The sequence below is a fragment of the Neorhizobium descurainiae genome (assembly GCF_051400715.1).
Lineage (GTDB): Bacteria > Pseudomonadota > Alphaproteobacteria > Rhizobiales > Rhizobiaceae > Neorhizobium.
Genome location: NZ_JBLFFK010000008.1, coordinates 51,742 through 77,732, shown reverse-complemented (window position 1 = coordinate 77,732; position 25,991 = coordinate 51,742). Strand labels below are relative to the sequence as shown.

The window sequence follows — 25,991 nt, the reverse complement described above, 5'->3', positions numbered from 1 at the left end:
GCTCCTCCGGGCTTTCGTTTCGGCGTCATGCCGGCTGAAGCTGCTCGCGGCGCGGCAGCGGCGGAAAGGCGAGTGCGATCAGCACCGCCCCGAGCCCCACCAGCGCCGAGCCGATGAACAGCCAGTTGTAGTTGTTGAACTGGTCGAAGGCCCAGCCGCCGGCGAGCGGACCGAAGGCCATGCCGATGCTCGACAGCATGGTCGCCGCGCCGAGGACCGTGCCGAGGATTTTCGGCGCGAAATATTCGCCTGCCAGCACCGCATAAAGCGGCATGACGCCGCCATAGGTGCCGCCGAAGATCACCGCCAGCGTATAGAACTGCGTCAGGTCGCTCGCCATCGTATAGGCCGAGATCACCGCCGCCTGGATCAGCAATCCCGCGATCAGCACCGGCTTGACGCCGATTTTGTCGGCGAGCACGCCATAGAGAATGCGCCCGCCGAGGCCGGCCGCCCCTTCGACGCTGTAGATGGTGACCGCTGTCATGGGCGCGATGCCGCAGAACATGGCATAGCTCACCATGTGGAAGATCGGGCCGGAATGGGCAGCGCAGCAGGCGAAGAAGGTGAAGGCGAGCACCAGAAACTGCGGCGAACGGAACACCTTCGACAGCGGCATGCCGGCGCTCTCGGCTTGCGGCCTGGATGCCGCGCCAGCGGCGTCGGCCGCAGCCGGAGGACTGCGCACGAGGAAGGCCGTCGGCAGGAGCAGGATCCAGGCGCCGATGCCGATCAGGAACATCGCCATGCGCCAGTCGTCATAGGCGGAGATCAGCCAGCGCGCGAAAGGCGAGATTGTCATCGGCGCCATGCCCATGCCGGCAGAAACCAGCGACACCGCAAGGCTCCGGTGCTCGTCGAACCAGCCCATGGTGACGGCGATCATCGGCGCGAAGAAGGCGCTCGCAGAGAGGCCCACGAGGCAGCCATAAACGAGCTGGAAAAGGAACAGGTTCTCTACCTGGCTTGCCAGCACCAGCGCAAGCCCCAGCAGGACCGCGCCGATCAGGACGACGATACGGGCGCCGTAGCGGTCGCTCGCCGCACCCCAGAGAAAGCCGCCCAGGCCCATGACGATAAAGTTCAGCGTCATGGCGCTCGAAATGCCCGCATGCGACCAGCCGGTATCCGTGGCGATCGGCTCCAGAAAGATGGCGAGCGAAAACATCGTGCCGACCGCAACGCAGCCCATCAGAGCGCCCGCGAAAACGATCACCCAGCGATAATTGGTACTCATGTCTACTCCCCCATTTGCCATAGGTTCGGAAAAACGGATGCACGCCTTCGACGCCATCCTGAACCCAAGGACGTGCGGCCCGTCCCTCTCCCGACAGGCCCGACCGGTTTTTTTCGCAACCGGATTTCAGGAAGATACAACAAAAAAGCCCCGCGCCGGGCGGGGCTTTCAGAAATCTCGTCGGGTCATGACGTCAGGTGCTGCCGGTGTTCGGACGGGCTTTGCCGACATTGTTGTTCGTCGAAGCGGTCTTGCCGTCGGGGTTCTGGCCGTAATACGTCCCGCCGAGATGTCCGCCGGCGCTGGTGTTCTCCACCTGCCGCTCGGCGCGTTTCACGGCCTGTTGAACGTCACTCTTGCTCATGTCTGCCTCCAGCTTTCGGTTGGTGACAGAGGTGTAACCAGCGGAATGGCGGAGTGTTCCGCCCGAACGCCCCTTTGCATGTAAGCGGGCGCGCTGCCGGAACCTCGTAAAAAGCCGGTGAAGGTTCTTGACGAAACGCAATCGCACCCGTATTTGGGAACGATCATTTCCAAACTAGGCCGCCAGCCATGAACATCGATGCCACATCCGGCATGGCCGCCCGCCCGCCGGGACGTCCCCGCGAATTCGAGATCGAGGAAGCGCTCGACAAGGCGATCGTCGTCTTTTCCGAGCGCGGCTATCATGCTGCCTCGATCTCGGAGTTGAAGGATGCCATGGGGCTTGCCGCCGGCAGCCTCTACAAGGCGTTCAAGGACAAGAAAGCAATCTTCCTTGCCGCCTTCGACCGCTACAAACAGGTCCGCAACGCGCTTCTGGAAGAAGAGCTTGCGCCGGGCAGGAGCGGCCGCGACAAGGTTTTCCGCATGCTGCATTTCTATGCCGATGCCTCGCATGGCGAAAACGGCCGTCGCGGCTGCCTGGTGGTCGGCACGGCGATCGAACTTGCCGTCTACGATGCCGAAGCGGCCGTGCGGGTCGATCGCTCGATGGCGCGTAGCGAAGCCCTGTTCGACAGCCTCATCCGCGAAGGACAGGCGGACGGGTCGATCCCGCGGACGGTCGATCCGGCAACGACGGCACGCCTCCTGCTCTCCGTGACCCAGGGCCTTCGCGTCCTCGGCAAGACCGGTCCCGACCGCGACCGGGCCCTCTCCGTGGTGGATGCCGCCATGAAACTTCTCGACTGAATTACCGGTTCCTCCCTCGATCCACTCCTCCTCCCGGAGCTTTTCATGACAAGCAATACTGCAACACTGGCCGCGCCGGCGGCACCTTCGGCAATGTCCGCCGGCATGACCTTCGTCATGGCCGCGGCCTGCGGGCTCGTCGCCGCCAATCTTTATTACGCCCAGCCGCTCGCCGGCCCGATCGCCGCCTCCATCGGCCTGCCGGCGCATGCGACCGGCCTCATCGTGACGCTGACGCAGATCGGCTACGGCCTCGGCCTGCTGCTGATCGTGCCGCTCGGCGACCTTCTCGAAAACCGCCGGCTGATCCTCACCATGATCGGCGCCGTGACGCTGGCGCTCGTCGCCGCCGGGCTTTCGACCGCATCCGTGCCCTTTCTTGCCGCGTCGCTGGCGATCGGCCTCGGCTCCACCGCCGTCCAGATGATCGTGCCCTTCGCCGCGAGCCTCGCGCCCGACGCCATGCGCGGCCGGGTGGTCGGCAATGTCATGAGCGGGCTGATGGTCGGCATCATGATGGCCCGGCCGGTTGCGAGCTTCATCGCCCGCTTCTCCTCCTGGCACCTCGTCTTCTTCCTGTCGGCCGCCGTCATGGTCGTGCTCGGCTTCGTGCTTGCCGCCCGCCTGCCGAGGCGGGTGCCGCAGACCAGGCTTTCCTATTTCTCCCTGCTGTCTTCGATGGGCACCCTTTACGCCACCCAGCCGGTGCTGCGCCGCCGCGCCTTCTACCAGGCCTGCCAGTTCGCCGCCTTCAGCCTGTTCTGGACGGTGACGCCGCTGGTGCTGGCCGGCCCCGCCTTCCAGCTCACCCAGGCCGGCATCGCCCTTTTCGCACTTGCCGGCGTCGCCGGCGCCATCGCCTCGCCGATCGCCGGGCGCCTTGCCGACCGCGATCTCGGCCGGCCCGCCACGGTCTTCGGGATCGCCGCCGTGGCGATAGCCTTCCTGATCACCCACATCGCGCCGGAAGGTTCCGTCGTCGCGCTGACACTGCTCACGCTTGCCGCCATCCTGCTCGATTTCGGCGTGACCATGACGCTCGTCATCGGCCAGCGGGCAATCTACGGCCTTGGCGCGGAGCTGCGCAGCCGTCTGAACGGCCTCTTCATGGCGACCTTCTTTTGCGGAGGGGCGATCGGCTCGGCCGTCGGCGCCTGGGCGTTTGCCGAAGGCGGCTGGCTCCTCGCCTCCTCGATCGGCCTCGCCCTTCCCGCCATCGCCCTCCTCTATTTCCTGACGGAAAGGCGTTGAAGAGTTTCAGTAGCGCTTCGGAGCGGGCTCAGTTTGTTGACAACGGCCCGCAACCTTTCCTTCGCCATCAACAAATAATGCCCGGGGCAAGCCCGGGCATTATTTGTTGATTTTGCAGATCTCCGGCACAAGGCCGAGGATGACGCAAGAGCTTGGTGGCGGTTTGTCGGCAGTGTGAAACCGCCGGACTTGCATCCGGCGGTTTTCGATATCTGCGAGAGACCTGTTACTCGGCGTTGTTGCGGTTCTTCAGAGCCGCACCGAGGATGTCGCCGAGCGACGCGCCCGAGTCGGACGAACCGAACTGAGCGACGGCTTCCTTCTCTTCCGCGATCTCGAGAGCCTTGATCGACAGCATGACCTTGCGGTCCTTCTTGGAGAAGTTGACGACGCGGGCATCGACGATCTGGCCGACCGAGAAACGCTCCGGACGCTGTTCGTCGCGGTCTCGGGAGAGGTCGGCACGGCGGATGAACGAGGTGATGTCCTCGTGGTTGACGAGCTTCACTTCGATGCCGCCATCGTTGACGCCGATGACTTCGCACGAAACGACGGCGTTCTTGCGCAGTTCGCCGGAAGCGGCAGCTTCACCGACCGAGTCGCGGCCGAGCTGCTTGATGCCGAGCGAGATACGCTCCTTCTCGACGTCCACATCGAGAACGACAGCCTTGACGACGTCGCCCTTGTTGAACTCCTCGATCACCTGTTCGCCCGGACGGTTCCAGTCGAGGTCGGAGAGGTGGACCATGCCGTCGACATCGCCTTCGAGGCCGATGAACAGACCGAATTCGGTCTTGTTCTTGACTTCGCCTTCGACTTCGGTGCCGGCCGGGTGGCTGTAGGCGAAGGCCTGCCACGGGTTTTCCAGCGTCTGCTTGAGGCCGAGCGAGATACGGCGCTTGGACGGATCGACTTCGAGAACGACGACATCGACTTCCTGGCTCGTGGACAGGATCTTGCCGGGATGTACGTTCTTCTTGGTCCAGGACATTTCGGAAATATGGATCAGGCCTTCGATGCCCGGCTCCAGCTCGACGAACGCACCGTAGTCGGTGATGTTCGTGACGGTACCGGAAATCTTCTTGCCGACCGGATACTTGGCCGAGATGCCATCCCACGGATCGGACTCGAGCTGCTTCATGCCGAGCGAGATGCGGTGGGTTTCCTGGTTGATGCGGATGATCTGAACCTTGACCTGCTGGCCGATGTTCAGGATTTCCGACGGATGGTTGACGCGGCGCCATGCCATGTCGGTGACGTGCAGCAGGCCGTCGATGCCGCCGAGGTCGACGAACGCACCGTAATCGGTGATGTTCTTGACCACGCCGTCGACAACCTGGCCTTCTTCGAGGTTCTGAACGATTTCAGAACGCTGCTCGGCGCGGGACTCTTCGAGAACCGTACGGCGCGAAACGACGATGTTGCCGCGGCGCTTGTCCATCTTGAGGATTTCGAAGGGCTGCGGGTTGTGCATGAGCGGCGTGACGTCGCGAATCGGACGAATGTCGACCTGCGAACGCGGCAGGAAGGCGACGGCGCCGTCGAGATCGACGGTGAAGCCACCCTTGACCTGGTTGAAGATGACGCCTTCGACGCGCTCGCCGGCCTCGAACTTGGCTTCGAGCTTGACCCAGCTTTCTTCGCGGCGAGCCTTTTCGCGCGAGAGAACAGCTTCGCCGAGTGCGTTTTCGATGCGCTCGACGTAAACTTCGACTTCGTCGCCGACCTTCAGCGAACCGTCCTTGCCCTTGGCGCCGAATTCCTTCAGCGCGATGCGACCTTCGACCTTGAGGCCGACGTCAACGACCGCGACGTCCTTTTCGATCGCCGTCACGATGCCCTTGGCGACATAGCCTTCGGCGAGATCGGTCTTGGAAAAGGACTCTTCGAGGAGGGCTGCGAAGTCCTCCCGCGTGGGGTTAGATACTGCCATGAAATCTCCTAGAGTGCCTCTGAAGGCACGTATGCGCCGGTGGTTCGAGTTGTACCTGCCTGAGCATCATGTCCGCCTCCCTGTTTCGGAGGCAAATCCGGCGCGGGGACCGAGCATCAAGCTATTCTCTAAGACGAAGCCGGCCTCAGCCGGCTCACATCGTCAATCCTTCTTCAGGGCGGCGTCGATGATCGACTTCGCCGCCTGAAACGCGGCCTCTATACTCATTTCCGAGGTATCAAGCAAGTGCGCATCCTCCGCGGGCCTGAGCGGGCTGTCGGCGCGGCCCATGTCACGCTCGTCGCGCTTCTTCACGTCGGCGAAGATCGCTGCGTAATCGGCGCCCTCGCCACCCGCAACGATTTCGTCGTAGCGGCGCCTCGCCCTCACCTCGGGCGAAGCGGTGACGTAGAGCTTGACCGGCGCACCGGGACAGACGACCGTGCCGATATCCCGGCCATCCAGCACCGTTCCCGGCTTCTTCCTGGAAAAAGCGCGTTGCGCCTCTACCAGCGCTCGCCGCACGGACGGCATGACGGCAATCTTCGAAGCCGCCTCGCCGATGGCGTGGCTGGATAATATGTCGCGATCGAGACCCGCCAATTCAATCCCCCTGGCTATTTTCTCGGCGATCTTCTCGTCGTCCAGCGGCAGGCCGGCATCGATCAGCGCCTTGGCGGTGGCGCGGTAGGTGAGCCCCGTATCGAGATGATGGAAGCCATATTCCTCGGCGATCCGGCGGGAAAGCGTGCCCTTGCCGGCCGCAGCAGGTCCGTCGATGGCGATGATCATTGCAGGCGTCAATTTCCCAAACTCAAGTGTTGCGCATAGCGCCATAGTGGCGGACAAGTTCCGCCATATGTCCTTGTCCAGGCATTTCATCAAGTCCCGCCGCAACACCTTGGCGATCTCCGGCCGGGCGGTTCTGGCTGACCTTCCACTTACCGTCGATCTCGGCGATCTCGATCTCGACGCCGACAATGCCCTTCAATTGCGCGCGGATGAAATCCTCCGGCGCGTCGCTGACCGCCCATGGCGTAGCGCGACCGCCCTCGTGCTGGCCGGTGATGGCATTGATCTGGGCGAGCAGCCAGTCGGCATCCTCGACGATGCGTGCAGGCCCCCGCGCCTGCACGATCGCGTAATTCCAGGTCGGCACGACCTTCCCGGTCTCGCGCTTCGTCTGATACCAGGAGGGCGTCACATAGGAATCCGCTCCCTGGAAGACGGCAAGCACGGATGCGCCGTCGCGGATATCCTTCCATTGGCCGTTGGCGCGGGCGAGGTGCAGCCTCAGCGTCCCCTTTTCGGAAGCCTGGGAATCCAGATGGAACGGCACCGGATTGGCAAGCAGGCCGGAACTGCCCGCGGTGACCAGGAGACCGAGCGGATGCGCACGGACCAGCGCATGCTGGGTGCCGAGATCCTCTTCCCGGAAATGCGGTGGTTGGTACATGGGGCGCCTCCTTCGATCATGACGTGTGGTGCTTACCACAAAGCGGGCGGACGATCACCCGCAGAGCCTTGATGGAATCCATGAAAGTTTGTCTTTGACATCAAGGGGCGCAGGCCTTATGGGGACCGGCTTAGATTTTTCACCCTATAAGGCCGCACGACGCGGCATGCCGATCTATTCGGCCATCCTCATGAGGCTCTGACTGTGGCAAAAGCGGAACTCGGAACCAAGCGCACCGACCCCGATACCGGCAAGAAGTTCTATGATCTGAACCGCGACCCGGTCGTTTCCCCCTATACCGGCAAATCCTGGCCGCTCTCCTTCTTCGAAGAGAACAGCGCGGCTGTGAAGATGGAACAGGCAGAGGAGGAAGACGTCCAGGAAGTCGATACCGAAAATCCGGAAGTCGAACTCGTTTCGCTCGAAGAAGGCGACGAGGCTGCCGGCGGCGACGACCTGCCGGATATGGGCGACGACGATGTCGATCTCGGCGACGATGAAGACGATACGTTCCTCGAAGCCGACGAAGACGATGAAGACGACGATATGTCGGGCATCATCGGCGTGACGGGCGACGACGACGAGGTCTGATCGGATTTCCATGGTTAAGGCCCGGCAATTCCATAAAAATTGCCGGGCAGACAAAATTCGGCTTGCACTCTCCGAAAACCGGAAGTAATAAGCCGCCACTCCGCGAGGCGCAGCGCCCCGGAGCTTCCCAGGACCGGAAATACCGGACCACCCTGATGGGGCTATAGCTCAGCTGGGAGAGCGCTTGCATGGCATGCAAGAGGTCAGCGGTTCGATCCCGCTTAGCTCCACCAATTCCCTCCCAAACGAATACATGCGGAAATCCGGGAAACCGGGCGCGGCTATCGCATGATCAGCGCGGAATGCAGACGACCTGCCAGCGCGCGAGCGATCCGCCTGCGGTGCGATCCGGCAGAACGCATCCGAGGCCGCGGCTTGGACGCGACCTTGCGTTCCATTCCGGGCTGCGATGGGCATGCAAGATCGTCGATCGCGACCTCTTCGAGATAATGCCGCCGATGCGCCTTGGCCATCTGTCGGATGACGACCGTGAATACGGCGGCCAAAGCCGCGATGCACGCCAGAATGAAGAACAGAGCGACCATATGCGCCTCCTCATCCATTGGTAACGCCAAGGATGGCGGAAAGTTCGACAAGCCCGCCCGTTTCCCATTCACATCGGTTCACATCGCCTTGCTCACCATGCGGCCGCGGCGGCGCTCGAGCCAGACCGCTCCCTGCAAAGAGGCCAGGATGATGACGACACCGATCACCACACGGACTTCCGGCACTTCGTCGAAGAAGACGTAGCCGACAACGGTGACGAAGACGATCGAGAGATAGCCGACCGGCGCGAGCACACTCGCATCCGCAATGCGATAGGCACGCAGGAAGCAATATTGGCCAAGTTGAGCCAAAAAGCCGATGCCGAGCAGCGGTATCCAGTCGAAAGGCACGACCGGTTGCCAGGTGAAGGCGGCGGGAATCGCGGTGATGACCGCAAGCCCGACCGTGTAGAAGACCATCATCACCGTCGTGTTCTCGTCCTTCAGGGCGCGCGTCTGGATGATCGCAAGCGAACCGAAGAGGACCGAGACCAGCACGACCAGCACCTCGACATCGAAACTCTCCGTGCCGGGCGCCATGACGATCAGCACGCCGACAAAGGCCATCGCCGCGCCGAGCCAGCGGATGCGGCTCACCGTCTCGCCCAGCATGGCGACCGCCATGGCCATGGTGATCAGCGGCCGGGAAAAGCCGACCGCATTGACCATGGCAAGCGGCAGCATGGTGATGGCGAGGAAATTGCTGGTCAGCGCCACGGCATTGCACGAGATGCGGAAGATATTCCGCCATGGGTGCTTGATGCGCGTCATCTCCGCCCGATGGTGCCAGATGAGCGGCAGGATGAAGAGCAGTCCGATCATCGCCCGAATGAAGACGAGCTGGAAAGCCGGATAGGTCGCCCCTTGCGCCTTGACGAGCGCCGTCATGCCGCCGGAGACGAGCGTCATGTCGAGAAGCAGCCAGCCGATGCCGATGCGGGCATTGGATATCCGCGCGCTTTCCGTTTCCGGCTCCGCCTCCGTGTTCACGCCGGCTGCACGAGGTTGGCCATCAGCCGGAAAGCGCCGGACACGAGCTTGTCGAGCTGATGGTGAAGCACCAGGCTGGTATGAGTGTGGCGGCCCTTGCCGATCACGCCGGAGATCAGCGCGCCCTTGAGCGGCTGTTCGTCGGGGTCGTGCATGGCGAGCAACGGCTCGTAGACGTCATCCCAGCGCGAGACGAAATAGAGGCCGCGCTCCTTGTCCCAGCCCTGCCAGTCCTCCAGGCCAATGACGTTAGGGCCTTTGAGCAGCACATGATCCGGCGCAAGCACGGTGACTTCGGCTTTCGGATCGGTGACGCGCCAGCGGAGCGACGGCGAACCGACCTCGATACGGCGTACGGGCGTCCGATCCGGGTTCCAGCCATCGCTCGGGCGGTGATAGAGGGTGACGAGATGGCCGCCCTCCTCGACGAAGCGGTGCAGGCGCCCGGTTGCCGCGGCGAGATCCTTACGGATGCCGAAGGCGAAGATGCCGACGACGATCGTGGTGAACTGCGACAGGTCGCCATTCAACGCCTGCGCGTCGAGCTCGGTCACGTCGAGGCCCATGCGCGCAAGCCACATGCCGACCCGATCGGCACCGCCGCCGGCATAGCCGACGCGGGCGCCTTCCGGCAGCTTCAGGTCGAGCGACAGGACTTTGAGCGCGGCGGGGGCACGGAAACTGGCGCGGCCGATATGCGGGTAGGCGATCGGCGTAACCTGGAACGCCGGACGGCCTTCGACCTGGGGCACGATCTCGATCAGGCCGGGCTTTGCGGCCTCGGTTGGCGAGGCTATCCAGCCGCCGTCCGTCTTCTTCATCACCCAATCGTCAGGTGTCTTAAAGGAGACGGGCGCGTCGACGCCAGAAATGCTGGCCTCGATCGGCCATTCGGTCCGTTTCGTGCCGAGCGGAACCACCAGCGCATCCGGCAGCAGCGTGAGCGACTGGGCGGGCGCCATCGCAAACGGCTCTTCCAGGTCGAATGTACCCGTCACCATGCGTCCGCCGATCTCTGCGGACACTTTCACATAGGCGTGCCCATTACCGCCGAGCGCCGACCAGGCCGGCAGATAGAGGCCGGAAAGCGGCGCATCCGGTGCCGCGGTCAATGTGAAGACACGTTCGTCGCCATGCGACTGGGGCGAAGCGGATATGCCGGCCGGCAGGACCGGGGTCACATCGACCTTATGGCCCTCGGCGCCGTCGCCGAGTTCCACGGTCAGGGTCGCGGCCCCACCGGGGGAGATGGCCGACGGGTCGGCGTAGGCGCGCTCGAAAATGGCGGCGGCGTCCAGGATCGCGGCATCCACTTCCACCTGTTTGCGGGCGATCCGGTGGCCGTGGAGGATCTTGAATTCTTCGGGGGCGGACGACGCCACAACGTCCAGCCAGCCGGCCGCTTCGGTCAGCGCCTTTATGATTGCGTCGCGATCGGGGAAAGCCGAGATGGCTGCGGCGACCGCATCGTCGGCGGAGCGCAAGGCTTCCGCCATATCAGCGGGCAGGCCGGGAAAACCGGCAAGCACCGCGAGCGATGCGGGCAGGCCTTCGAGGATGGATCGTTCCGCCTTCGAACCAGCGGCAGAGAGCTTCAGGTGAAGTTCCCAATTCCGTTCCGGCCGCTTCGGCCAATGCCCCATGCCCTGCGAGGCGTGGTAATACCGCGACCACTCGCCGATACGGTCGTAATCGGCGCCCGTTGCCGGTTCGCGGCCTTCCGCAACCACGGTTACCGTCGTATCCGGCGGCGGCACTTCGTCGTCATAGGTATCGCCGCCGCCCGACCAGGCCGGCAGGTAATATTTGGCGACCTTCCAGGGCTTCAGGCCCTCAGTGAGAGGTTCGGGGTAGGCATTGGGGTCGGCTGCGAGCGCAATCGCCGCTTCGGCGGCACGGGTCATGGCGCGGTGATGGCCGTGCTGGCCCGGTACGTCGAGGAAGGTCGGGACGACGATGTCCGGCCGCTCCATGCGATAGGCGCGCACCAGGCGCTCTACGATACGGGCCTCACCCCAGCGGGTGAAGGTCGCGTCGCCATCCTTGGAGAAGCCGAAGTCGTGCACCGGATCGGCCGGGCCATGGCCGAGCCAGCAGACATCGCCATCGATGGCGCGGGCCGCTTCTTCCAGTTCGCGCGACCGCAGCACGCCAAGCGGGCCGAGCCGTTCGGGCCCAAGCGCGTTCTGGCCGCCCTCGCCCCGCGTGGAGCAGGCGATGACGACGCGCATGCCCAGCCCTAACCGGAACCAGGCGAGCATGCCGTTCTGCTCGTCGTCCGGATGGGCGCCGGTGTTCATCATCGTGACCGTCGATTTCAGCCGCGAAAGCTTGCGATGGAGCCGGACGAGCGAGGGATCGGCCATCTGGCGTTCGATGCGTTCGCGGGCAGTCAGCATGAAATTCTCCTCAGTATGTCATGCAGGAATGTCGGTGAGGCCGGCCAGCGAGGTTTCAAGCTTCGGGGTCACCATGTCGAACAGCGGCAGGGCAGCGGCGCCGAGGGCCGCGGTCAGCTGTCCGGTCTGGCCGCGCAGCACGCGCGGCAGGTCGCGCTGGCGGCGGCTTGCGACCGAGGTCGGCAGACTGCCCATGCGGGCGATGATGTCGTCCATAATGGCGTCGGGAAGCGCACCGCCGAGGATCACCGTCTGCGGGTCGAGGATGTTTTCGAGCATCGCCACCATGGGACCGAGATAGGTGGCGGCCTCGTCAATCCACTCCTCGACGACCGGATGCTCCGCCTGGTGCAGCCTTTCGAGATCGGCGAACTCGCATTCCGGAATGCCGGCGCGGCCGAGCTTCTCCTTCAGCACATAGACCGAGGCATAGCTTTCCAGACAGCCGAGTTGGCCACAGGAGGGGCACGGCCGCCCCTTCGGCACGACGGTGACATGGCCGATCTCGCCGGCATTGCCGAAGGCGCCGCGATAGGGCGCGCCGTCCTGGATGATGCCCAGGCCGATACCGACGCCGAAATAGATCATGCAGAAATTGGAGATCGCCAGCCCCGCGCCGAACAGGCGCTCGCCCACGGCGGCGGCCGTCGCATCGTTCTCCACGACGACCGTATGGCCGCAGGCTTCGCTGAGCGCCTGGGCGGCATCGATGCCCGCCCAGCCGGGGAGCGTGGTCGGGCCGACAGACGTCATGCCGTCGATCTCGAAGGGACCCGGCATGACGACGCCTGTGCCGAGCAGTTTCGACCCCACGCTCTTTCTGACGGCCGAGAGCTCCGACGTGAAGGCTGCAAGAATATGCCGCGGCGTCGTATCCTTCAGAGACGTGATCCGCTTCTCCCTCAGCCGGCCGGAAAGATCGAGCGCGACCGTGACCATATGGTCGGCTGCGATTTCGACGCCGATGGTCGCGCCGCCTTCGGGATTGACGGCGAATTGGATGGGCGGCTGACCGCGCCCGGAGCGCAGGCGCCCCATCTCCATCAGCAATCCCTCGCCGACCAGCTCATCGACGATATTGGCGACGGCCTGAGGGGTGAGCTGGGTCAACTTGGCGATATGGGCGCGGCCGAGCGAACCGTGCCGGCGCACTACGTCCAACACGACACGCCGGTTGTGATCGCGGCTTCGTTCGGGATTCTTCCCGATGGCCACCGGGTGCGTGCCGATCGTGTGTATCGTCATGTCGCCGACTTCCAGTTTCGGGAAATTCATAACGCCGGAAAACGGTTTCCCGCAATAGAATAATTCAAGTAAATTATCTTATTGACAAACGAGCGCTGCCGGGGAACCGTAAGAGACAGGGCTGGGGCAAAAGGGGCCGCAGTGCTCGGACGGAAGGGCTGTCTTCCGGAAATCAATAAACGCAGCGGACGCGGCATGCGGACGGATGCAGGGAACAATCAGACCCCAAGACCGGCGGACCCGGCGGGGCAAATGGAGGCTCACATGCGCAAGGCAACCTTGTTGGCCGGTCTCGTCGCCGGCTTCAGCACATTCGCATTCAATGCCGCACAGGCGGTCGAGATCGAATATTGGCAATATGTCTTCGAAACGCGCGTGAAAGCGATGGACCAGCTCATCGCCGAGTTCCAGAAGGCCAACCCGGATATCACCGTCAAGCAGGTCACCTTCCCCTACGCCGATTACCAGACGCGCGTGATCGCCGCCAACATGGCCGGCAACGGTCCTGACGTCATGCAGCTCTTCTACGGCTGGCTCGACAAGTTCGCGGCCGGCGGCCTGCTGCAGCCGCTGCCGACCGACACCTTCCTGCACGACAAGATCGAAAGCGAATTCTTCCCGATCGTCACCGCCATGAAGCGCGGCGACGACTATTACGGTCTGCCGACGGCCGTGCGTTCGCTCGCCCTCTTCTACAACAAGAAGCTCTTCACCGAAGCCGGCCTCGACCCGAACAATCCGCCGAAGACGCTCGACGAATATGTCGCGGCAGCCGAGAAGATCGCCAAGCACGACGCATCCGGCAATCTCACCGTCGCAGGCTCCACGCTGGATATGGGCGGCCAGGACCATCAATGGTGGCGCGAGGTTCTGATCCGCCAGTTCGGCGGCACTCCCTACACCGACAACGATACGAAGGTTGCCTATGACAGCGAGGCCGGCATCAAGGCCCTGCAGTTCTACACCAGCCTGCAGCTCGAAAAGAAGATCGGCGCCGCCGGCTTCATGGACGAAGGCCAGGCGGCCTTCCGCGGCGGCAAGGCCGGCATGACGATCGACGGCACCTTCCGCCTCGGCGCCTTCGGTTCGATCAAGGATTTCGAATGGGGCGTGACGGAACTGCCGGCCAACAACGAAGGCCTGCGCTCGAACTATGCGAGCTACTTCGCCAACGGCATCAGCGCCAAGACGACCGGCGAGGAGCTGGAAGCCTCCAAGAAGTTCCTGGCCTATCTGACCTCCCCGGAGGCCATGGCGATCTGGCTGAAGACGGTCGGCGAACTGCCGGCGCGCCGGTCCGCAGCTCTCACGGAGGCCAATCTCAAGGACCCGATCTACGGACCGTTCCTGAAGGGCCTGGAATACGCTCATACCACGCTCTTCCTGGACGAGGCCGCCCAGCGCCAGAACGCGATCGACATGGCGAACCGCGTGCTGCTCGAAGGCCAATCCGTCGAGGACTCCATCAAGCAGGCGGCCGAGGCCGAGCAGGAAATCATCGACGCGGCCAAGCCGTAATTTGACTCCAGCCTAAACGGAGCCGGCCATGGCAGCGATTGATGAGCAGGGGGCGGCGGCAGGCCGCCCCGGCGGGTCCTTCGGGGACCGCCTTTCCATGCGGACGAAGCGGCTCCTCTGGGTCTGGGGTTTCCTGGCGCTGCCGATCCTCTTCTATACGGTGATCCGCTTCTATCCGACAGCGCAGGCCTTCTGGCTGTCCTTCACCAACTGGGACCTGCTGCGTCCGGCGAAATTCATCGGCATCGCCAACTATGCCAAGCTGTTCAAGGATCCGCAGTTCTGGAAGGTGTTCAAGAACACCTTCACCTACCTGATCGTCGGCACGCCGATCAGCCTCGTCGTCGCCTTCACGATCGCCTTCTATCTCGACCGCGTGCGTTTCATGCACGGCTTCATCCGGGCGCTCTATTTCCTGCCCTATCTCACGACCGCCGCGGCCATGGCCTGGGTCTGGCGCTGGTTCTACCAGCCGCCGCCGATCGGCGTCATCAACGACATCTTCGGCATGATCGGCATTCCTCAGCAGCCGTTCATCCGCTCGGTCGACCAGGCGCTCTATTCGATCATGGTGACGGCGATCTGGGCCGGGCTCGGCTTCCAGATCATCATCTTCATGGCGGGACTTCGCGCCATCCCGACCACTTTCTACGAAGCCGCGCGAATCGACGGTCTCGGCGAATGGGCGATCCTTCGCAAGATCACCCTGCCGCTCCTGAAACCCACCACCGTCTTCCTCGTGGTCTTCTCGTCGATCGGCTTCCTGCGCATCTTCGACCAGGTCTACAACATGACCACCAACGATCCCGGCGGGCCGCTCGGATCGACCAAGCCGCTGGTGCTGATGATCTACCAGACCGCCTTCAACTCCTATGCCATGGGCTATGCCGCGGCGCAGACCGTGGTGCTCTTCACCATTCTGCTGATCGTCTCGCTGCTGCAGCTCTGGATCCTGAGGGAAAAGAAATGAGCGACGCCGCAACTCTCTCCCCTCCGCTCTACAGGGCGAACATCCGACCCGGCAGGATCATCACCTGGACGCTGCTCCTGATCGGCGCGCTTATCATGGTCTCGCCGCTCGCCTTCATGTTCTCGACCTCGCTGAAGACGGCCGACCAGGTCTACGACCTCAGGCTCATTCCGGCCGCGCCGACCCTCGCCAACTATATCACCGTTCTGGCGGACGGGCGCTTCATGCGCTGGTTCCTCAACTCGATGCTGGTCGCCGTCATCGTCACCCTCTCGAACTGCTTCTTCGACAGCCTCGTGGGCTACACGCTCGCCAAGTTTGAGTTTCGCGGCCGCTACTTCATCTTCCTGGCGATCCTCTCCACCCTGATGATCCCGACCGAGATGCTGGTCATCCCGTGGTATCTGATGTCGAGCCAACTCGGTTGGCTCGACAGCTACTGGGGCATCATGTTCCCCGGCATGATGACGGCCTTCGGCACCTTCCTGATGAAACAGTTCTTCGAGACCGTGCCGAACGACTTCATCGAGGCGGCCCGCGTCGATGGTCTCAACGAATTCCAGATCTGGTGGAAAGTGGCTCTGCCGCTCGTCACGCCCGCTCTTTCGGCGCTCGCGATCTTCACCTTCCTCGGCAACTGGACCGCCTTCTTCTGGCCGCTGATCGTCACCACCAGCAAGGAACTCTATACGCTGCCGGTCGGGCTTTCGAGCTTCGCGGTCGAGCAGTCCATCCAATGGGAAATGATCATGACGGGTGCGGCGATCGCCACCATTCCCACCCTTCTCGTCTTCATCGTCCTGCAGCGCTACATCGTCCGCGGTGTCATGCTGGCGGGGCTGAAAGGATAATGCCATGGCGGATCCGCGCCTTTCCGACACCAGCAAGTTTCCCGATCCCGTCTACAAGGAAACGGTGCTCAGGCCGCTCTTCGACGGCGCCAAGAGCCATCATGTCGATGGTTTCCGCAGGATCGACCGCGCCCATCTGGTAATGCTCGTCGAGACCGGCATCCTCGACAAGGAACTAGCATCGAAGATCGCCACTGCGTTGGAGGCGATCGACCGGGAGATCGATCCTTCGACCCTCGTTTATACCGGAGAAGTGGAGGACTTCTTCTTCCTGATCGAGAAGGAGCTGAAAGCCCGGATCGGCGTCGACATCGCCGGGCGGCTGCATACCGCCCGCTCGCGCAACGACATCGACCACACGCTCTTCAAGCTCGGCCTCAAGGAGCGGATAGACGCGCTGATGGAAAAGGCGCGAAAGCTGCTTGGCGCCATGATAGACGCCGCCGAGCGGCAGAAGTCCACGCTGATCGTCGCCTATACGCATGGCCAGCCGGCTCAACCGACGACATTCGGCCACTATCTCTCGGCCGCGATCGAGGTGCTGATCCGCGACATGGAGCGTTTCACCGAGGCGCGCCGGATCGTCGATCTGTCTCCCATGGGGGCGGCGGCGATCACCACGTCCGGTTTCCCGATCGATCGCGCCCGGGTGGCCCAGCTGCTCGGCTTCTCCGCACCGCTCCGCAATTCCTATAGTTGCATCGCCGCGGTTGACTACACCACCGCCACCTACTCGGCGATCGAGCTGATGTTCCTGCATCTCGGCCGCCTGATCCAGGATTTCCAGTTCTGGACGAGTTTCGAGGTCGGGCAGATCTACGTGCCGAACGCGCTGGTGCAGATCTCCTCGATCATGCCGCAGAAGCGCAATCCCGTGCCGATCGAGCATCTGCGCCATCTCGCCAGCCAGACCTTCGGCCGGGCGCGGACGGTGCTCGACGTCATGCACAACACGCCGTTTACCGACATGAACGACAGTGAGGGCGAGACGCAGGGCATGGGCTACGAGGCCTTCGCCTCGGCGTCGCGCGTGCTCGACCTGCTGACAGCGCTCATCGGCCAGATCAGCATCGATCCGGAGCGGGTGGATCAGAACATCCGACGCTCCTGCATCACCATCACGGAACTCGCCGACTCGCTGGTGCGCATCGAGGGACTTTCCTTCCGTGAGGCGCATGAGATCGCCGCCGCGACCGCGAAGAGCGTGGTTGCTGCCAAGGGCAGCCTGACGGACGACGGCTATGAGCCCTTCCTGAAGGCATTCGAGTATCTGAGCGGCCGCAAGCCATCGGTCGATCCAGCGAAATTCAAGGAGATCGTCTCGCCGGAGCATTTCGTCGCCGTGCGCGGCCGGTTCGGCGGCCCGGCGCCGGAGCCGATGCGCGACGCACTTGCCGCCTATCGCGAAAAGCTCGCCGCGTTCGAAGTTGAAGCCAAGAAGGCGGCCGATCATCAAGCGGCGGCCGCTGCCGAGCTGAAAGAGAAGTTCACCGCGCTTATGGGAACCCGCTGATGGCGACGATCGAACTGGAAAAAATCGTAAAACGCTACGGCAAGGTGGAGGCCGTCAAGGGTATCGACCTTTCGATCGCCGATGGGGAATTCGTCGTCTTCGTCGGCCCCTCCGGCTGCGGCAAGTCCACAACGCTCAGGATGATCGCAGGGCTGGAGGAAATCTCCGGCGGCACGCTGAAGATCGGCTCGGACGTCGTCAACGAACGCGAGCCGAAGCAGCGCAATATCGCCATGGTATTCCAGAACTACGCAATCTATCCGCATATGACGGTGCGCCAGAACATCGGCTTCGGCCTCTACACGTCGAAGCTCAGCAAGGCCGAGAAAGACAAGAGGATTGAGGAAGCGGGCAAGATCCTCGGCCTCGAAACCCTGCTCGACCGCCGGCCGGCAGCCCTTTCCGGTGGGCAACGCCAGCGCGTCGCGATCGGCCGCGCCATGGTTCGCGATCCCGCCGCCTTCCTCTTCGACGAGCCGCTTTCGAACCTGGATGCACAGCTCCGCGCGCAGATGCGCATCGAGATCAAGCGCCTGCACCAGCGGCTGAAGACCACGACCGTCTATGTCACCCATGACCAGATCGAGGCGATGACCATGGCGGACCGGATAGTGGTCATGAAGGACGGCCATATCCTGCAGGTCGGCACGCCTTCGGAACTCTACGAAAGCCCGGTCGATGTCTTCACCGCCCGCTTCATCGGCAGTCCGTCGATGAACCTCGTGCGCGGCAAGCGCAACGGCTCCGGTGTGGAAATGGCCGCGACCGGCGACATCCTGATCGGCGTCCGGCCGCACGACCTCATCGCCCATCCGAATGGAGCAAACGGCCGCGGCCTCGGCTTGACGGGAACGGTGACTGCCGTCGAGCCGCTGGGGCCGGAAACGCTGGTGCATCTTGAAGCCGGCGAGACATCTGTTATTGCCACGGCGCGGGAGAAATTCATCCCCGCTGTCGGCAGCACGCTCGCCTGCGAGGCCGCACCCGGCAATCTCTACCTCTTCGACGCCAGCACAGAGAAGTTTCTGGGCCGTTCATGATGACGCATGCCGAGACAAGATCCGCGGTGCTCAGCATCGGGCGGGTCTATTGCGACCTTATTTTCACAGGGCTCGGCCACCTGCCGGTACTGGGGCGCGAGCTCTTTGCGAGCGGCATGGAGATCGCGGCCGGCGGCGGCGCCTTCATTGCCGCGGCCCATCTTGCCCATGCCGGCCGCAAGGTGGCGCTTGCCGCACGGCTCGGCACGGATTCGCTATCGGCGGGCGTCGAGACACAGATCCGGGAGAGCGGCGTCGACCTGCGCTTCGTCGAACATGCCGAGGATGCGGGACCGCAGGTGACGGTCGCCGCCGTCGTCGGCCAGGATCGCGCCTTCCTCACCCGCCGCGCAGGGCCGGCTCTTCCTGCGACGCTGCAGGAAGCCTTAGGCTGGGAGGAGTTGCGGCACCTCCACATCGCCGAATACGCGACGCTGCACGAAATCCCCAACCTCGTTTCCCGCGCAAAGGAGAAGGGGTTGACCGTCTCGCTCGATCCGAGCTGGGATGCGACGCTGATCTACGACCGTGGCCTCCTCCGCGCCTGCGAGGGCGTCGACCTTTTCCTGCCGAACCTCGAAGAGGCGGAGGCGATCACCGGTTCGGCCGATCCGACGGTGGCGATCCGCAAGCTGTCGCCCGCCTTTCCGCTCGTCGTATTGAAGGGCGGTGCCGAAGGTGCCTGGGTCATGTCGGACGGAAGGACGCTGCATGCGCCGGCGGAGACCGTGCCGGTGGTGGACACGACCGGCGCCGGCGACGCCTTCAATGCCGGCTTCATCAACGCCTGGCTGAACGGCAATTCCGAAGAGGCGTGCCTGAAAGCCGGCATCCGCTTCGGCAGCCTGGCGGTGCAGGCGGCCGGCGGCGCCAAGCTGCTGGCTACGGGCGATTAAGCGATCGCGCGATTGCTGGCGTCGAAACGGTGCTGGCTCGCCTTGTCGGGCGTGGCGAAAACCACATCGTCCGGCGCGTAGCGGTGCTCGCCGAAAAGGCGGACCGTCAGCAGACCCGTGACCTCGGTCTCCAGATAGACGATCGTGTCGGCGCCGAGGTGTTCCACATGAACCACCTTGCCCTTCCAGTCGCCGCTTTCACGCGAGAGCGCGATGTGCTCCGGGCGGATGCCGATCGTCTTGGCAGCGCCATCGCCCAGCTTTTCGGCCGGAATGAAGTTCATCTGCGGCGAGCCGATGAACCCCGCGACGAAGATATTAGCCGGCTTATTATAAAGTTCCATCGGCGAGCCGATCTGCTCGATCGTGCCGGCATTCAGGACGACGATCCTGTCTGCGAGCGTCATCGCCTCCACCTGGTCGTGGGTGACGTAGATCATCGTTGCCTTCAACCGGCGATGCAGGCCGGCGATCTCCAGCCGCGTCTGGACGCGCAAGGCGGCGTCGAGGTTCGACAGCGGCTCGTCGAAGAGAAAAAGCTTCGGCTCGCGCACGATGGCGCGGCCGATCGCGACGCGCTGGCGCTGGCCGCCGGAGAGTTCGGCCGGGCGGCGGGCGAGATAGGGATCGAGCGACAGCATGGAGGACGCCTTGGCCACACGCTTGTCGATCTCGGCCTTTTCGGTGCCGGCCTGTTTCAGCCCGAGGCCCATGTTGTCCTTGACGTTGAGGTGCGGATAAAGCGCGTAGGACTGGAAGACCATGGCGATGCCGCGCCTGGCGGGCGGCGTATTGACGACCTCCGCGCCGTCGATCCGGACGCTTCCGGACGTCGCATCCTCGAGGCCGGCGATGACGCGCAGCAGAGTGGACTTGCCGCAGCCGGAGGGGCCGACGAAGATCACGAACTCACCGTCCTTGACCTCCAGGTCGATGCCCTTCAGCACCTCATGCGTACCGAAGGCCTTGCGGATGGATTTCAGTTGAAGGGAACCCAAGGCGTCTTCCTTTAAAGTCGTACGGGTTTGTCGGTGCGCACGCTCTCATCCGCCGCGAGGCAGATGCGCAGCGACTGCACGGCGTCATCCATATGCCGGGTGAGATCGATATCGTCGCGGATGGCGTTCAGCACGTAAGCCTGTTCGAGATCGCAGAGCTTCTGGTGGTCCGGCTCGTCGGACATGGACAGATCCTCGTCGGGCCGGAGAAACAATCCATCCGGGCCGGTTTCGGCCGAGTGGACTCGGATCACCGAGGTTTTCGTATGCGTGTCGATGTCGTCGGATTTCGCCTTGGCGTCGACGAGGATCGAGACCGAGCCTCTGGGCGACATGACGTCCTTCACGAAAAAGGCCATTTCCGACATCATCGGCCCCCAGCCGGCTTCGTACCAGCCGACCGAGCCGTCCTCGAACAGGACCTGCATATGGCCGTAGTTGTACATGTCCGGCGCGATCTCGTCGGTCATCCTGAGGCCCATGCCGCGCACCTCGACGGCCTTGGCGTCAGTGATCTGGCACCAGACATCGACATAATGCACGCCGCAATCGACGATCGGCGGTGTCGTCTGCATCAGCGCCTTGTGGACGTCCCATTTGTCGCCGGAAGACTGCTGGTTGAGGTTCATGCGGAAGACATAGGGCGGGCCGAGCTTGCGGGCTTCCGCGATCAGCCGCATCCAGGAGGGATGGTGGCGGAGGATATAACCGATCACCAGCTTGCGGCCGTGCCTCTTCGCGGCCGCGACGACGCGTTCGGCATCGGCGACGGTAGTCGCGAGCGGCTTTTCCACGAAGACGTGACATCCCGCCTCGAAGGCCATTACGGCATAATCCGCATGGCTGTCGGAATAGGTGTTGATAGAGCAGAGATCGGGCTTCGTCTCGTTCAACGCCTGCTCGAAATCGGAAAACATCGGATAGGCGTCGAGCCCGGCCTGCAGGTCGCGCCTGGTGCGATTGACGAGGCCGACTATCTCGAAACCCGGATTGGCGTGATAGGCGAGCGCATGGCTCCTGCCCATATTGCCAAGGCCGGCGACGAGAACGCGGATGGGGCTTGCGGACGAACTCACTTGACGGCTCCCGAGGTGATACCGCGGATCAATTGCCGCGAAAAGATGACGTAAAGCACCATGACCGGCAGGATGGCGAGCGAGAGGGCCGACAGCACCGCGTTCCAGTTGGTGACGAACTGGCCGATGAACATCTGGGCGCCCAATGTCACCGTCTTGGTGCTTTCACCCGGCGCCAGGATCAGCGGGAACCACAAGTCGTTCCAGATCGGGATCATGGTGAAGACCCCCACCGTCGCCATGGCGGGACGCACCAGCGGCAGGACGAGGCGGAAGAAGATCGCATATTCCGAGAGCCCGTCGATGCGGCCGGCATTCTTCAGGTCGTCGGAGACCGTTCGCATGAATTCCGACAAAATGAAGATCGCGAGCGGCAGACCTTGAGCCGTATAGACCAGGATGAGCGAGGTCAGCGTATTGACGAGGCCGGCCGCCACCATGCCCTGCAGGATCGCCACCGTTCCGAGGCGGATCGGAATCATGATGCCGAGCGCGAGATAAAGCCCCATCAGCGTATTGCCGCGGAAGCGGTATTCGGAGAGCGCGAAGGCCGCCATGGCGCCGGTAAGCAGGACGAGTGCGATAGAGGCCACGGTGACGATCAGGCTGTTCTGGAAATAGCCCACGAAATCGCCCTGATTCAGTACCGTCTCGTAACCGACCAGGCTGAAAGTGGAGGGCGTCGGCAAAGCCATCGGCTCACGGAAAATCGCGTTGCGGCTCTTGAACGAGTTAACGAGCGTCAGGAAGACCGGGAAGAGCGCCACCAGCATATAGGCGATCAGCGCCAGATGAATGAGCGCGGTGCGTAGAGGAGCGGAGCGTGCTTTCGACATATCCATCTCCTCAGAACTGGTAGCGGCGCATGCGCCGCTGGATGACGAAGAGATAGAGCGAGACCCCGGCGAGGATGATGAGGAACATCACCGCCGCGATGGTCGCGCCCATGGAGCGGTCACCCATCTGGTTCTGGAAACCGAAGAAGGTGCGGTAGAGAAGCGTGCCGAGAATGTCCGTCGAGCCGTTCGGGCCGGCGAGCGCTCCCTGCACCGTGTAGATCAGGTCGAACGCGTTGAAATTGCCGACGAAGGTGAGCACCGAGACGATGCCGATCGAGGGCAGGATGAGCGGCAGCTTGATCTTCCAGAACTGGCTCCAGCCGGTGATGCCATCGCATTCCGCCGCTTCCAGCACCTCGTCCGGGATGTTCAGAAGCGCCGCATAGATCAGCATCATCGGAATGCCGACATATTGCCAGACGGAGATCAGCGACACCGTCACCAATGCCGTATCCGGCCGGCCGAGCCAGGGCGAAAATGCCCATTTCAGCCCAACCCAATCCATCAGGCCCGGCGCGATGCCCCAGATCGGCGAGAGGATAAGTTTCCAGATGAAGCCGACAATGACGAAGGAGAGCAGCGTCGGCACGAAGATCGCCGAGCGGTAGAAGGCGGCAAAGCGCAGGTTCGGCACCGACAGCATGGCGGCGATGGCAATGCCGATCGGGTTCTGCACCAGCATATGGATGATGAAGAAGACGACGTTGTTGGAAAGCGCGTTCCAGAAATCGGCGGAGAGGCGCGGATCGCTGAACAGCACCTTGAAATTGTTGAAGCCGACGAAGGAAAGCTGGCCCTCGACCATGTTGAAGAGCGAAAGCCTGAGCGTCTCGATCAGCGGCAGGATCATCACCGCCGTATAGACGAGGAAGGCCGGCGCCAAGAAGACGACGATATGCCAGCGGGCGGGACGCTTGATTGTATTCTCCTCTGTCAATGGCATATCGGTCATGGCAGGCTCCGCGATCAATGTGTTCGTCATCCCTGTGCTTGTCACAGGGACCCAGCAGCGGCGCGTCCGCGGCGCGAAAGACTCCTTTCACGCGAAAGACTTCGCGTGGCTGGATTCCTGTGACAAGCACAGGAATGACGGGGTGGAGTATTACGCCACCCCTTTCCAATCATACTGGCTCACTTCGCCGGCTTGTACCAGCTGTCCAGGCCCTTCTGGGTTTCTGTCGCCGCCTGTTCCGGCGTTTCCGTGCCATTGATGACGTTGGCCGAAACGCGCCACATTTCGAGGTCGAGGTTCGGCTGGCCGCGGCCGACGATCGCCGCACTCGGGCGGATCGTCGTCTTGCAGTTCTCGCGCCAGGAGACGAATTCCTGGGCGAGTTCGTCATTCATCTTCACGGCGGTGGAGTTCAGGCTGAAGAAGCCCGGCAGCGCGTTGGCATAGAGCTCGGCGAATTCCGGAGAGGCGACCCAGGCGAGGAATTTCTTCGCGGCTTCCGGGTTCTTGCCCTTGGCGTTGAGGCCGAGGCCGATGTCGTTATGGTCGGAGATATAGCAGGTATCGCCTGCCTTCTTCACCGGCGGCGGGAAGGCACCCATTTCGAAATCGGCCTGCGCCTTGAACGGCGCAATTTCCCAGGAGCCGGCCGGATAGATCGCGGCGCGACCGAGGGTGAAGAGGTTCTGGCTGTCGGGATAGGTCTGTGCCTCGAAACCGTCGCCGAGATAGGGTTTCCACTTGCCGAGCGTCGCATAAGGCTCGACCCATTGCGGATCGGTCAGTTTCTCGGTGCCGGCGATCAAGGCCTTGCGGCCGTCCTCGCCTTTCCAGTAGTTCGGGCCGATATTGTAATAGCCCATCGTGGCCGCTTCCCACTGGTCCTTGGTGCCCATGGCGAGCGGAATGTAATTGCCGTCCTGCTTGAACTTCTCGAGCACGGCGAAGAACTCGTCCTCGGTCTTCGGCACCTCGACGCCGACGTCCTCGAAAGCCTTCTTGTTGTAGATGAAGCCGTGGATGACCGAGGCCATCGGCACACAGAAGGTGGTCTTGCCGTCGTCGGTGGTCCAGGCGGACTTGGCGACGTCGGAGAAATTCTCGATGCCCGGGAGGTCGTTCAGCGAGGCGAGCTGGCCCTTCTGGAACATGGCGAGCGACAGGTCGAACGGACGGCAGGTGATGAGGTCGCCGGCGGTGCCTGCTTCCAGCTTGGCATTGACGGCGGAGTTATACTCGGTCGGCGCCATCGGGGCGAAGGTCACCTTGATGCCCGGGTTCTTCGCCTCGAAGGCCGGAATGATCTTCTCCTGCCAGATCGGCAGGTCGTCGTTGCGCCAGCTCTCGATAGTGAGCTGGGCATCCTGCGCGAGCGCCATGCCCGCCGGCGCGAGCACGGTCGTGGCGAAAAGCATGCCTTTCAAGATGCGGGTCATGATGTTCTCCCTCTTCTGCGCCTTCAGGCGCGTTTCATGGAACTCTTCTGTTGTGCCTGCAATTCATCGAGCGCCAAGCGCAGCACGTGGCCGGAACGCGTAAGCAGCGCCCTGGCGGCATCGGCATCGGCCGCACCGGCGGCAAGCAATACGGCGACCTTCACGGAACCGCCCGCGGCATCCATCCAGGCACGGGCCTCTTCGAAACCTATTCCAGCGATCTCGGCGACCATGCGGGCGGCGCGGATGCGCAGCTTGTCGTTGTCGGCGCGCAGATTGACCATATGGCCATCGTGCACGTGACCGAGCTTTACCGCGGTCAGCGTCGACAGCATGTTGAAGGCGATCTTCTGGGCGGTGGCTGCTCCCATGCGGGTCGAGCCCGCAATCACTTCCGGCGGCGTTTCGAGCAGGATCGCCACATCGGCGCCTTCGAGCAGCCTGGCGCCGGCATTGTTGGCCATGGCCACCAGCTTGGCACCGCGCGCCTTCGCCACGTCTGCGACGGCAACCGTGTAGGGCGTCGAGCCGCTGGCCGAGACGCAGATGACGCAATCTCCCGCGCCGACGATATGGGCATCCCGCGCGCCAAGCGCCGCATCGTCCTCCGGTCCGCCAGGCAGATCGACGGTGGCGGAAAGGCCTCCCGCAAACAGGACGGTGATCTGTTCGGGTGCGATCCCATAGGTTCCAGGCAGTTCGAGCGCATCGGCGATCGCCACGAGACCCGCGCTGCCGGCTCCGGCATAAACCAGCTTTCCGCCGGATCTCAACGTTGCAGCCGCCAGATCGGCCGCCCTCGCGATGGATGGGATGGCGCTGTCGACCGTCTTCGCCGCCTCCTGCTGACCGGATGCCAGGAGCCGCAGGATCTCGGCGGGCGCGAACATGTCGAGCCCTTCCGCTTTCCCATGCCTTGCTTCGGTGGCGTTGCTGCTCATCCGCTTCTCCCTCTACCAAAATGATGCCAAAAAAATACCAATTGTCCAGAAGGAAAATTAACTTTTATGAACGAGTCGTGAGGGGATCAGGGTATATTTCAAAATTCCTCATCATTTTCAATTACGTGCAGTGCCGCTCTG

Annotated in this window: 24 protein-coding genes and 1 tRNA gene; 10 read left to right on the top strand and 15 right to left on the bottom strand. The window is 63.0% G+C overall.

Going from position 1 to position 25,991, the window contains the following annotated elements; all coding sequences use genetic code 11:
• Positions 1–25: 25 nt before the first annotated feature.
• Complete coding sequence (locus ACMGE0_RS15720) at positions 26–1,237, bottom strand: MFS transporter (protein WP_436816811.1); 1,212 nt, start codon at positions 1,235–1,237, stop codon at positions 26–28.
• A 193-nt stretch (positions 1,238–1,430) separates the two neighbouring features.
• A complete protein-coding gene (locus ACMGE0_RS15715; RefSeq protein ID WP_200814074.1) occupies positions 1,431–1,601 on the bottom strand; it encodes a hypothetical protein in 171 nt (56 codons plus the stop codon).
• A 188-nt stretch (positions 1,602–1,789) separates the two neighbouring features.
• Here ACMGE0_RS15715 and ACMGE0_RS15710 point away from each other — a divergent pair, with 188 nt between their 5' ends.
• Both ACMGE0_RS15710 and ACMGE0_RS15705 read left to right on the top strand, forming a co-directional pair.
• Complete coding sequence (locus ACMGE0_RS15710; protein WP_436816810.1) at positions 1,790–2,410, top strand: TetR/AcrR family transcriptional regulator; 621 nt, start codon at positions 1,790–1,792, stop codon at positions 2,408–2,410.
• A 45-nt stretch (positions 2,411–2,455) separates the two neighbouring features.
• Positions 2,456–3,661: an MFS transporter gene (locus ACMGE0_RS15705; RefSeq protein ID WP_436816809.1), complete on the top strand. Its 1,206-nt coding sequence runs from the start codon at positions 2,456–2,458 to the stop codon at positions 3,659–3,661.
• A 226-nt stretch (positions 3,662–3,887) separates the two neighbouring features.
• On the opposite strand, the gene rpsA is transcribed toward ACMGE0_RS15705, so the two are convergent.
• The 3 genes from rpsA to ACMGE0_RS15690 all read right to left on the bottom strand — a co-directional run bounded on the left by rpsA (position 3,888) and on the right by ACMGE0_RS15690 (position 7,050).
• A complete protein-coding gene (rpsA, locus tag ACMGE0_RS15700) occupies positions 3,888–5,594 on the bottom strand; it encodes a 30S ribosomal protein S1 (RefSeq protein WP_436816808.1) in 1,707 nt (568 codons plus the stop codon).
• A 162-nt stretch (positions 5,595–5,756) separates the two neighbouring features.
• Entirely contained in the window at positions 5,757–6,386 is a 630-nt protein-coding gene (gene cmk, locus ACMGE0_RS15695) for a (d)CMP kinase (protein WP_436816807.1), read from the bottom strand.
• Between the two features lie 22 nt (positions 6,387–6,408).
• Positions 6,409–7,050, bottom strand: a complete 642-nt coding sequence (locus ACMGE0_RS15690) for an FMN-binding negative transcriptional regulator (RefSeq protein WP_436816806.1) — start codon at positions 7,048–7,050, stop codon at positions 6,409–6,411.
• Positions 7,051–7,254: 204 nt separating this feature from the next.
• Here ACMGE0_RS15690 and ACMGE0_RS15685 point away from each other — a divergent pair, with 204 nt between their 5' ends.
• Together ACMGE0_RS15685 and ACMGE0_RS15680 are read left to right on the top strand one after the other, a co-directional pair.
• Entirely contained in the window at positions 7,255–7,641 is a 387-nt protein-coding gene (locus ACMGE0_RS15685; RefSeq protein WP_436816805.1) for a TIGR02300 family protein, read from the top strand.
• 157 nt (positions 7,642–7,798) lie between these two features.
• Positions 7,799–7,874 (top strand) — tRNA-Ala (locus ACMGE0_RS15680).
• Positions 7,875–7,922: 48 nt separating this feature from the next.
• Here the strand turns inward: ACMGE0_RS15680 and ACMGE0_RS15675 are convergent.
• The 4 genes from ACMGE0_RS15675 to ACMGE0_RS15660 all read right to left on the bottom strand — a co-directional run bounded on the left by ACMGE0_RS15675 (position 7,923) and on the right by ACMGE0_RS15660 (position 12,820).
• Complete coding sequence (locus ACMGE0_RS15675; RefSeq protein ID WP_436816804.1) at positions 7,923–8,186, bottom strand: hypothetical protein; 264 nt, start codon at positions 8,184–8,186, stop codon at positions 7,923–7,925.
• A gap of 78 nt (positions 8,187–8,264) precedes the next feature.
• Complete coding sequence (locus ACMGE0_RS15670; protein ID WP_436816803.1) at positions 8,265–9,176, bottom strand: DMT family transporter; 912 nt, start codon at positions 9,174–9,176, stop codon at positions 8,265–8,267.
• Positions 9,173–11,575 carry a PIG-L family deacetylase gene (locus ACMGE0_RS15665; RefSeq protein WP_436816802.1) on the bottom strand — a complete coding sequence of 801 codons (2,403 nt, stop codon included), beginning with the start codon at positions 11,573–11,575 and terminating at the stop codon, positions 9,173–9,175. The genes ACMGE0_RS15670 and ACMGE0_RS15665 overlap by 4 nt, the downstream gene beginning before the upstream one ends.
• Positions 11,576–11,593: 18 nt before the next feature.
• Entirely contained in the window at positions 11,594–12,820 is a 1,227-nt protein-coding gene (locus tag ACMGE0_RS15660; protein WP_436816801.1) for an ROK family protein, read from the bottom strand.
• 252 nt (positions 12,821–13,072) lie between these two features.
• Here ACMGE0_RS15660 and ACMGE0_RS15655 point away from each other — a divergent pair, with 252 nt between their 5' ends.
• The 6 genes from ACMGE0_RS15655 to ACMGE0_RS15630 are packed head-to-tail and all read left to right on the top strand — an operon-like array spanning position 13,073 to position 19,608.
• Entirely contained in the window at positions 13,073–14,338 is a 1,266-nt protein-coding gene (locus ACMGE0_RS15655; protein WP_436816800.1) for a sugar ABC transporter substrate-binding protein, read from the top strand.
• 28 nt (positions 14,339–14,366) lie between these two features.
• Complete coding sequence (locus ACMGE0_RS15650; RefSeq protein ID WP_436816799.1) at positions 14,367–15,308, top strand: carbohydrate ABC transporter permease; 942 nt, start codon at positions 14,367–14,369, stop codon at positions 15,306–15,308.
• Positions 15,305–16,159 (top strand): carbohydrate ABC transporter permease, encoded by an 855-nt coding sequence (locus ACMGE0_RS15645; protein ID WP_436816798.1) that lies wholly within the window; start codon positions 15,305–15,307, stop codon positions 16,157–16,159. The genes ACMGE0_RS15650 and ACMGE0_RS15645 overlap by 4 nt, the downstream gene beginning before the upstream one ends.
• 4 nt (positions 16,160–16,163) lie before the next feature.
• Complete coding sequence (gene argH, locus ACMGE0_RS15640) at positions 16,164–17,672, top strand: argininosuccinate lyase (protein WP_436816797.1); 1,509 nt, start codon at positions 16,164–16,166, stop codon at positions 17,670–17,672.
• Complete coding sequence (locus ACMGE0_RS15635) at positions 17,672–18,712, top strand: ABC transporter ATP-binding protein (RefSeq protein ID WP_436816796.1); 1,041 nt, start codon at positions 17,672–17,674, stop codon at positions 18,710–18,712. The genes argH and ACMGE0_RS15635 overlap by 1 nt, the downstream gene beginning before the upstream one ends.
• Complete coding sequence (locus ACMGE0_RS15630; protein ID WP_436816795.1) at positions 18,709–19,608, top strand: carbohydrate kinase family protein; 900 nt, start codon at positions 18,709–18,711, stop codon at positions 19,606–19,608. The genes ACMGE0_RS15635 and ACMGE0_RS15630 overlap by 4 nt, the downstream gene beginning before the upstream one ends.
• Here ACMGE0_RS15630 and ACMGE0_RS15625 read toward each other — a convergent pair.
• The 6 genes from ACMGE0_RS15625 to ACMGE0_RS15600 form a co-directional block, all read right to left on the bottom strand.
• Entirely contained in the window at positions 19,605–20,606 is a 1,002-nt protein-coding gene (locus ACMGE0_RS15625; protein WP_436816794.1) for an ABC transporter ATP-binding protein, read from the bottom strand. The genes ACMGE0_RS15630 and ACMGE0_RS15625 overlap by 4 nt on opposite strands.
• 11 nt (positions 20,607–20,617) lie before the next feature.
• Positions 20,618–21,682: a Gfo/Idh/MocA family protein gene (locus ACMGE0_RS15620; RefSeq protein ID WP_436816793.1), complete on the bottom strand. Its 1,065-nt coding sequence runs from the start codon at positions 21,680–21,682 to the stop codon at positions 20,618–20,620.
• Entirely contained in the window at positions 21,679–22,518 is an 840-nt protein-coding gene (locus ACMGE0_RS15615) for a carbohydrate ABC transporter permease (RefSeq protein WP_436816792.1), read from the bottom strand. Before ACMGE0_RS15615 ends, ACMGE0_RS15620 begins: the two co-directional genes overlap by 4 nt.
• A 10-nt stretch (positions 22,519–22,528) precedes the next feature.
• A complete protein-coding gene (locus ACMGE0_RS15610) occupies positions 22,529–23,473 on the bottom strand; it encodes a carbohydrate ABC transporter permease (protein ID WP_436816791.1) in 945 nt (314 codons plus the stop codon).
• Between the two features lie 179 nt (positions 23,474–23,652).
• On the bottom strand, positions 23,653–24,909 hold the full coding sequence (locus ACMGE0_RS15605; RefSeq protein ID WP_436816790.1) for an ABC transporter substrate-binding protein: 1,257 nt from the start codon (positions 24,907–24,909) through the stop codon (positions 23,653–23,655).
• 23 nt (positions 24,910–24,932) lie between these two features.
• Positions 24,933–25,850, bottom strand: a complete 918-nt coding sequence (locus ACMGE0_RS15600; protein WP_436816789.1) for an N-acetylmuramic acid 6-phosphate etherase — start codon at positions 25,848–25,850, stop codon at positions 24,933–24,935.
• Between the last annotated feature and the right edge of the window lie 141 nt (positions 25,851–25,991).

Excerpts from the sequence above, each read along its gene's own strand:
- ACMGE0_RS15720 (WP_436816811.1), bottom strand. The coding sequence starts at position 1,237 with ATGAGTACCAATTATCGCTGGGTGATCGTTTTCGCGGGCGCTCTGATG.
- ACMGE0_RS15715 (WP_200814074.1), bottom strand. The coding sequence starts at position 1,601 with ATGAGCAAGAGTGACGTTCAACAGGCCGTGAAACGCGCCGAGCGGCAG.
- ACMGE0_RS15710 (WP_436816810.1), top strand. The coding sequence starts at position 1,790 with ATGAACATCGATGCCACATCCGGCATGGCCGCCCGCCCGCCGGGACGT.
- ACMGE0_RS15705 (WP_436816809.1), top strand. The coding sequence starts at position 2,456 with ATGACAAGCAATACTGCAACACTGGCCGCGCCGGCGGCACCTTCGGCA.
- rpsA (WP_436816808.1), bottom strand. The coding sequence starts at position 5,594 with ATGGCAGTATCTAACCCCACGCGGGAGGACTTCGCAGCCCTCCTCGAA.
- cmk (WP_436816807.1), bottom strand. The coding sequence starts at position 6,386 with ATGATCATCGCCATCGACGGACCTGCTGCGGCCGGCAAGGGCACGCTT.
- ACMGE0_RS15690 (WP_436816806.1), bottom strand. The coding sequence starts at position 7,050 with ATGTACCAACCACCGCATTTCCGGGAAGAGGATCTCGGCACCCAGCAT.
- ACMGE0_RS15675 (WP_436816804.1), bottom strand. The coding sequence starts at position 8,186 with ATGGTCGCTCTGTTCTTCATTCTGGCGTGCATCGCGGCTTTGGCCGCC.
- ACMGE0_RS15665 (WP_436816802.1), bottom strand. The coding sequence starts at position 11,575 with ATGCTGACTGCCCGCGAACGCATCGAACGCCAGATGGCCGATCCCTCG.
- ACMGE0_RS15660 (WP_436816801.1), bottom strand. The coding sequence starts at position 12,820 with ATGACGATACACACGATCGGCACGCACCCGGTGGCCATCGGGAAGAAT.
- ACMGE0_RS15655 (WP_436816800.1), top strand. The coding sequence starts at position 13,073 with ATGGAGGCTCACATGCGCAAGGCAACCTTGTTGGCCGGTCTCGTCGCC.
- ACMGE0_RS15650 (WP_436816799.1), top strand. The coding sequence starts at position 14,367 with ATGGCAGCGATTGATGAGCAGGGGGCGGCGGCAGGCCGCCCCGGCGGG.
- ACMGE0_RS15645 (WP_436816798.1), top strand. The coding sequence starts at position 15,305 with ATGAGCGACGCCGCAACTCTCTCCCCTCCGCTCTACAGGGCGAACATC.
- argH (WP_436816797.1), top strand. The coding sequence starts at position 16,164 with ATGGCGGATCCGCGCCTTTCCGACACCAGCAAGTTTCCCGATCCCGTC.
- ACMGE0_RS15635 (WP_436816796.1), top strand. The coding sequence starts at position 17,672 with ATGGCGACGATCGAACTGGAAAAAATCGTAAAACGCTACGGCAAGGTG.
- ACMGE0_RS15630 (WP_436816795.1), top strand. The coding sequence starts at position 18,709 with ATGATGACGCATGCCGAGACAAGATCCGCGGTGCTCAGCATCGGGCGG.
- ACMGE0_RS15615 (WP_436816792.1), bottom strand. The coding sequence starts at position 22,518 with ATGTCGAAAGCACGCTCCGCTCCTCTACGCACCGCGCTCATTCATCTG.
- ACMGE0_RS15610 (WP_436816791.1), bottom strand. The coding sequence starts at position 23,473 with ATGACCGATATGCCATTGACAGAGGAGAATACAATCAAGCGTCCCGCC.
- ACMGE0_RS15605 (WP_436816790.1), bottom strand. The coding sequence starts at position 24,909 with ATGACCCGCATCTTGAAAGGCATGCTTTTCGCCACGACCGTGCTCGCG.
- ACMGE0_RS15600 (WP_436816789.1), bottom strand. The coding sequence starts at position 25,850 with ATGAGCAGCAACGCCACCGAAGCAAGGCATGGGAAAGCGGAAGGGCTC.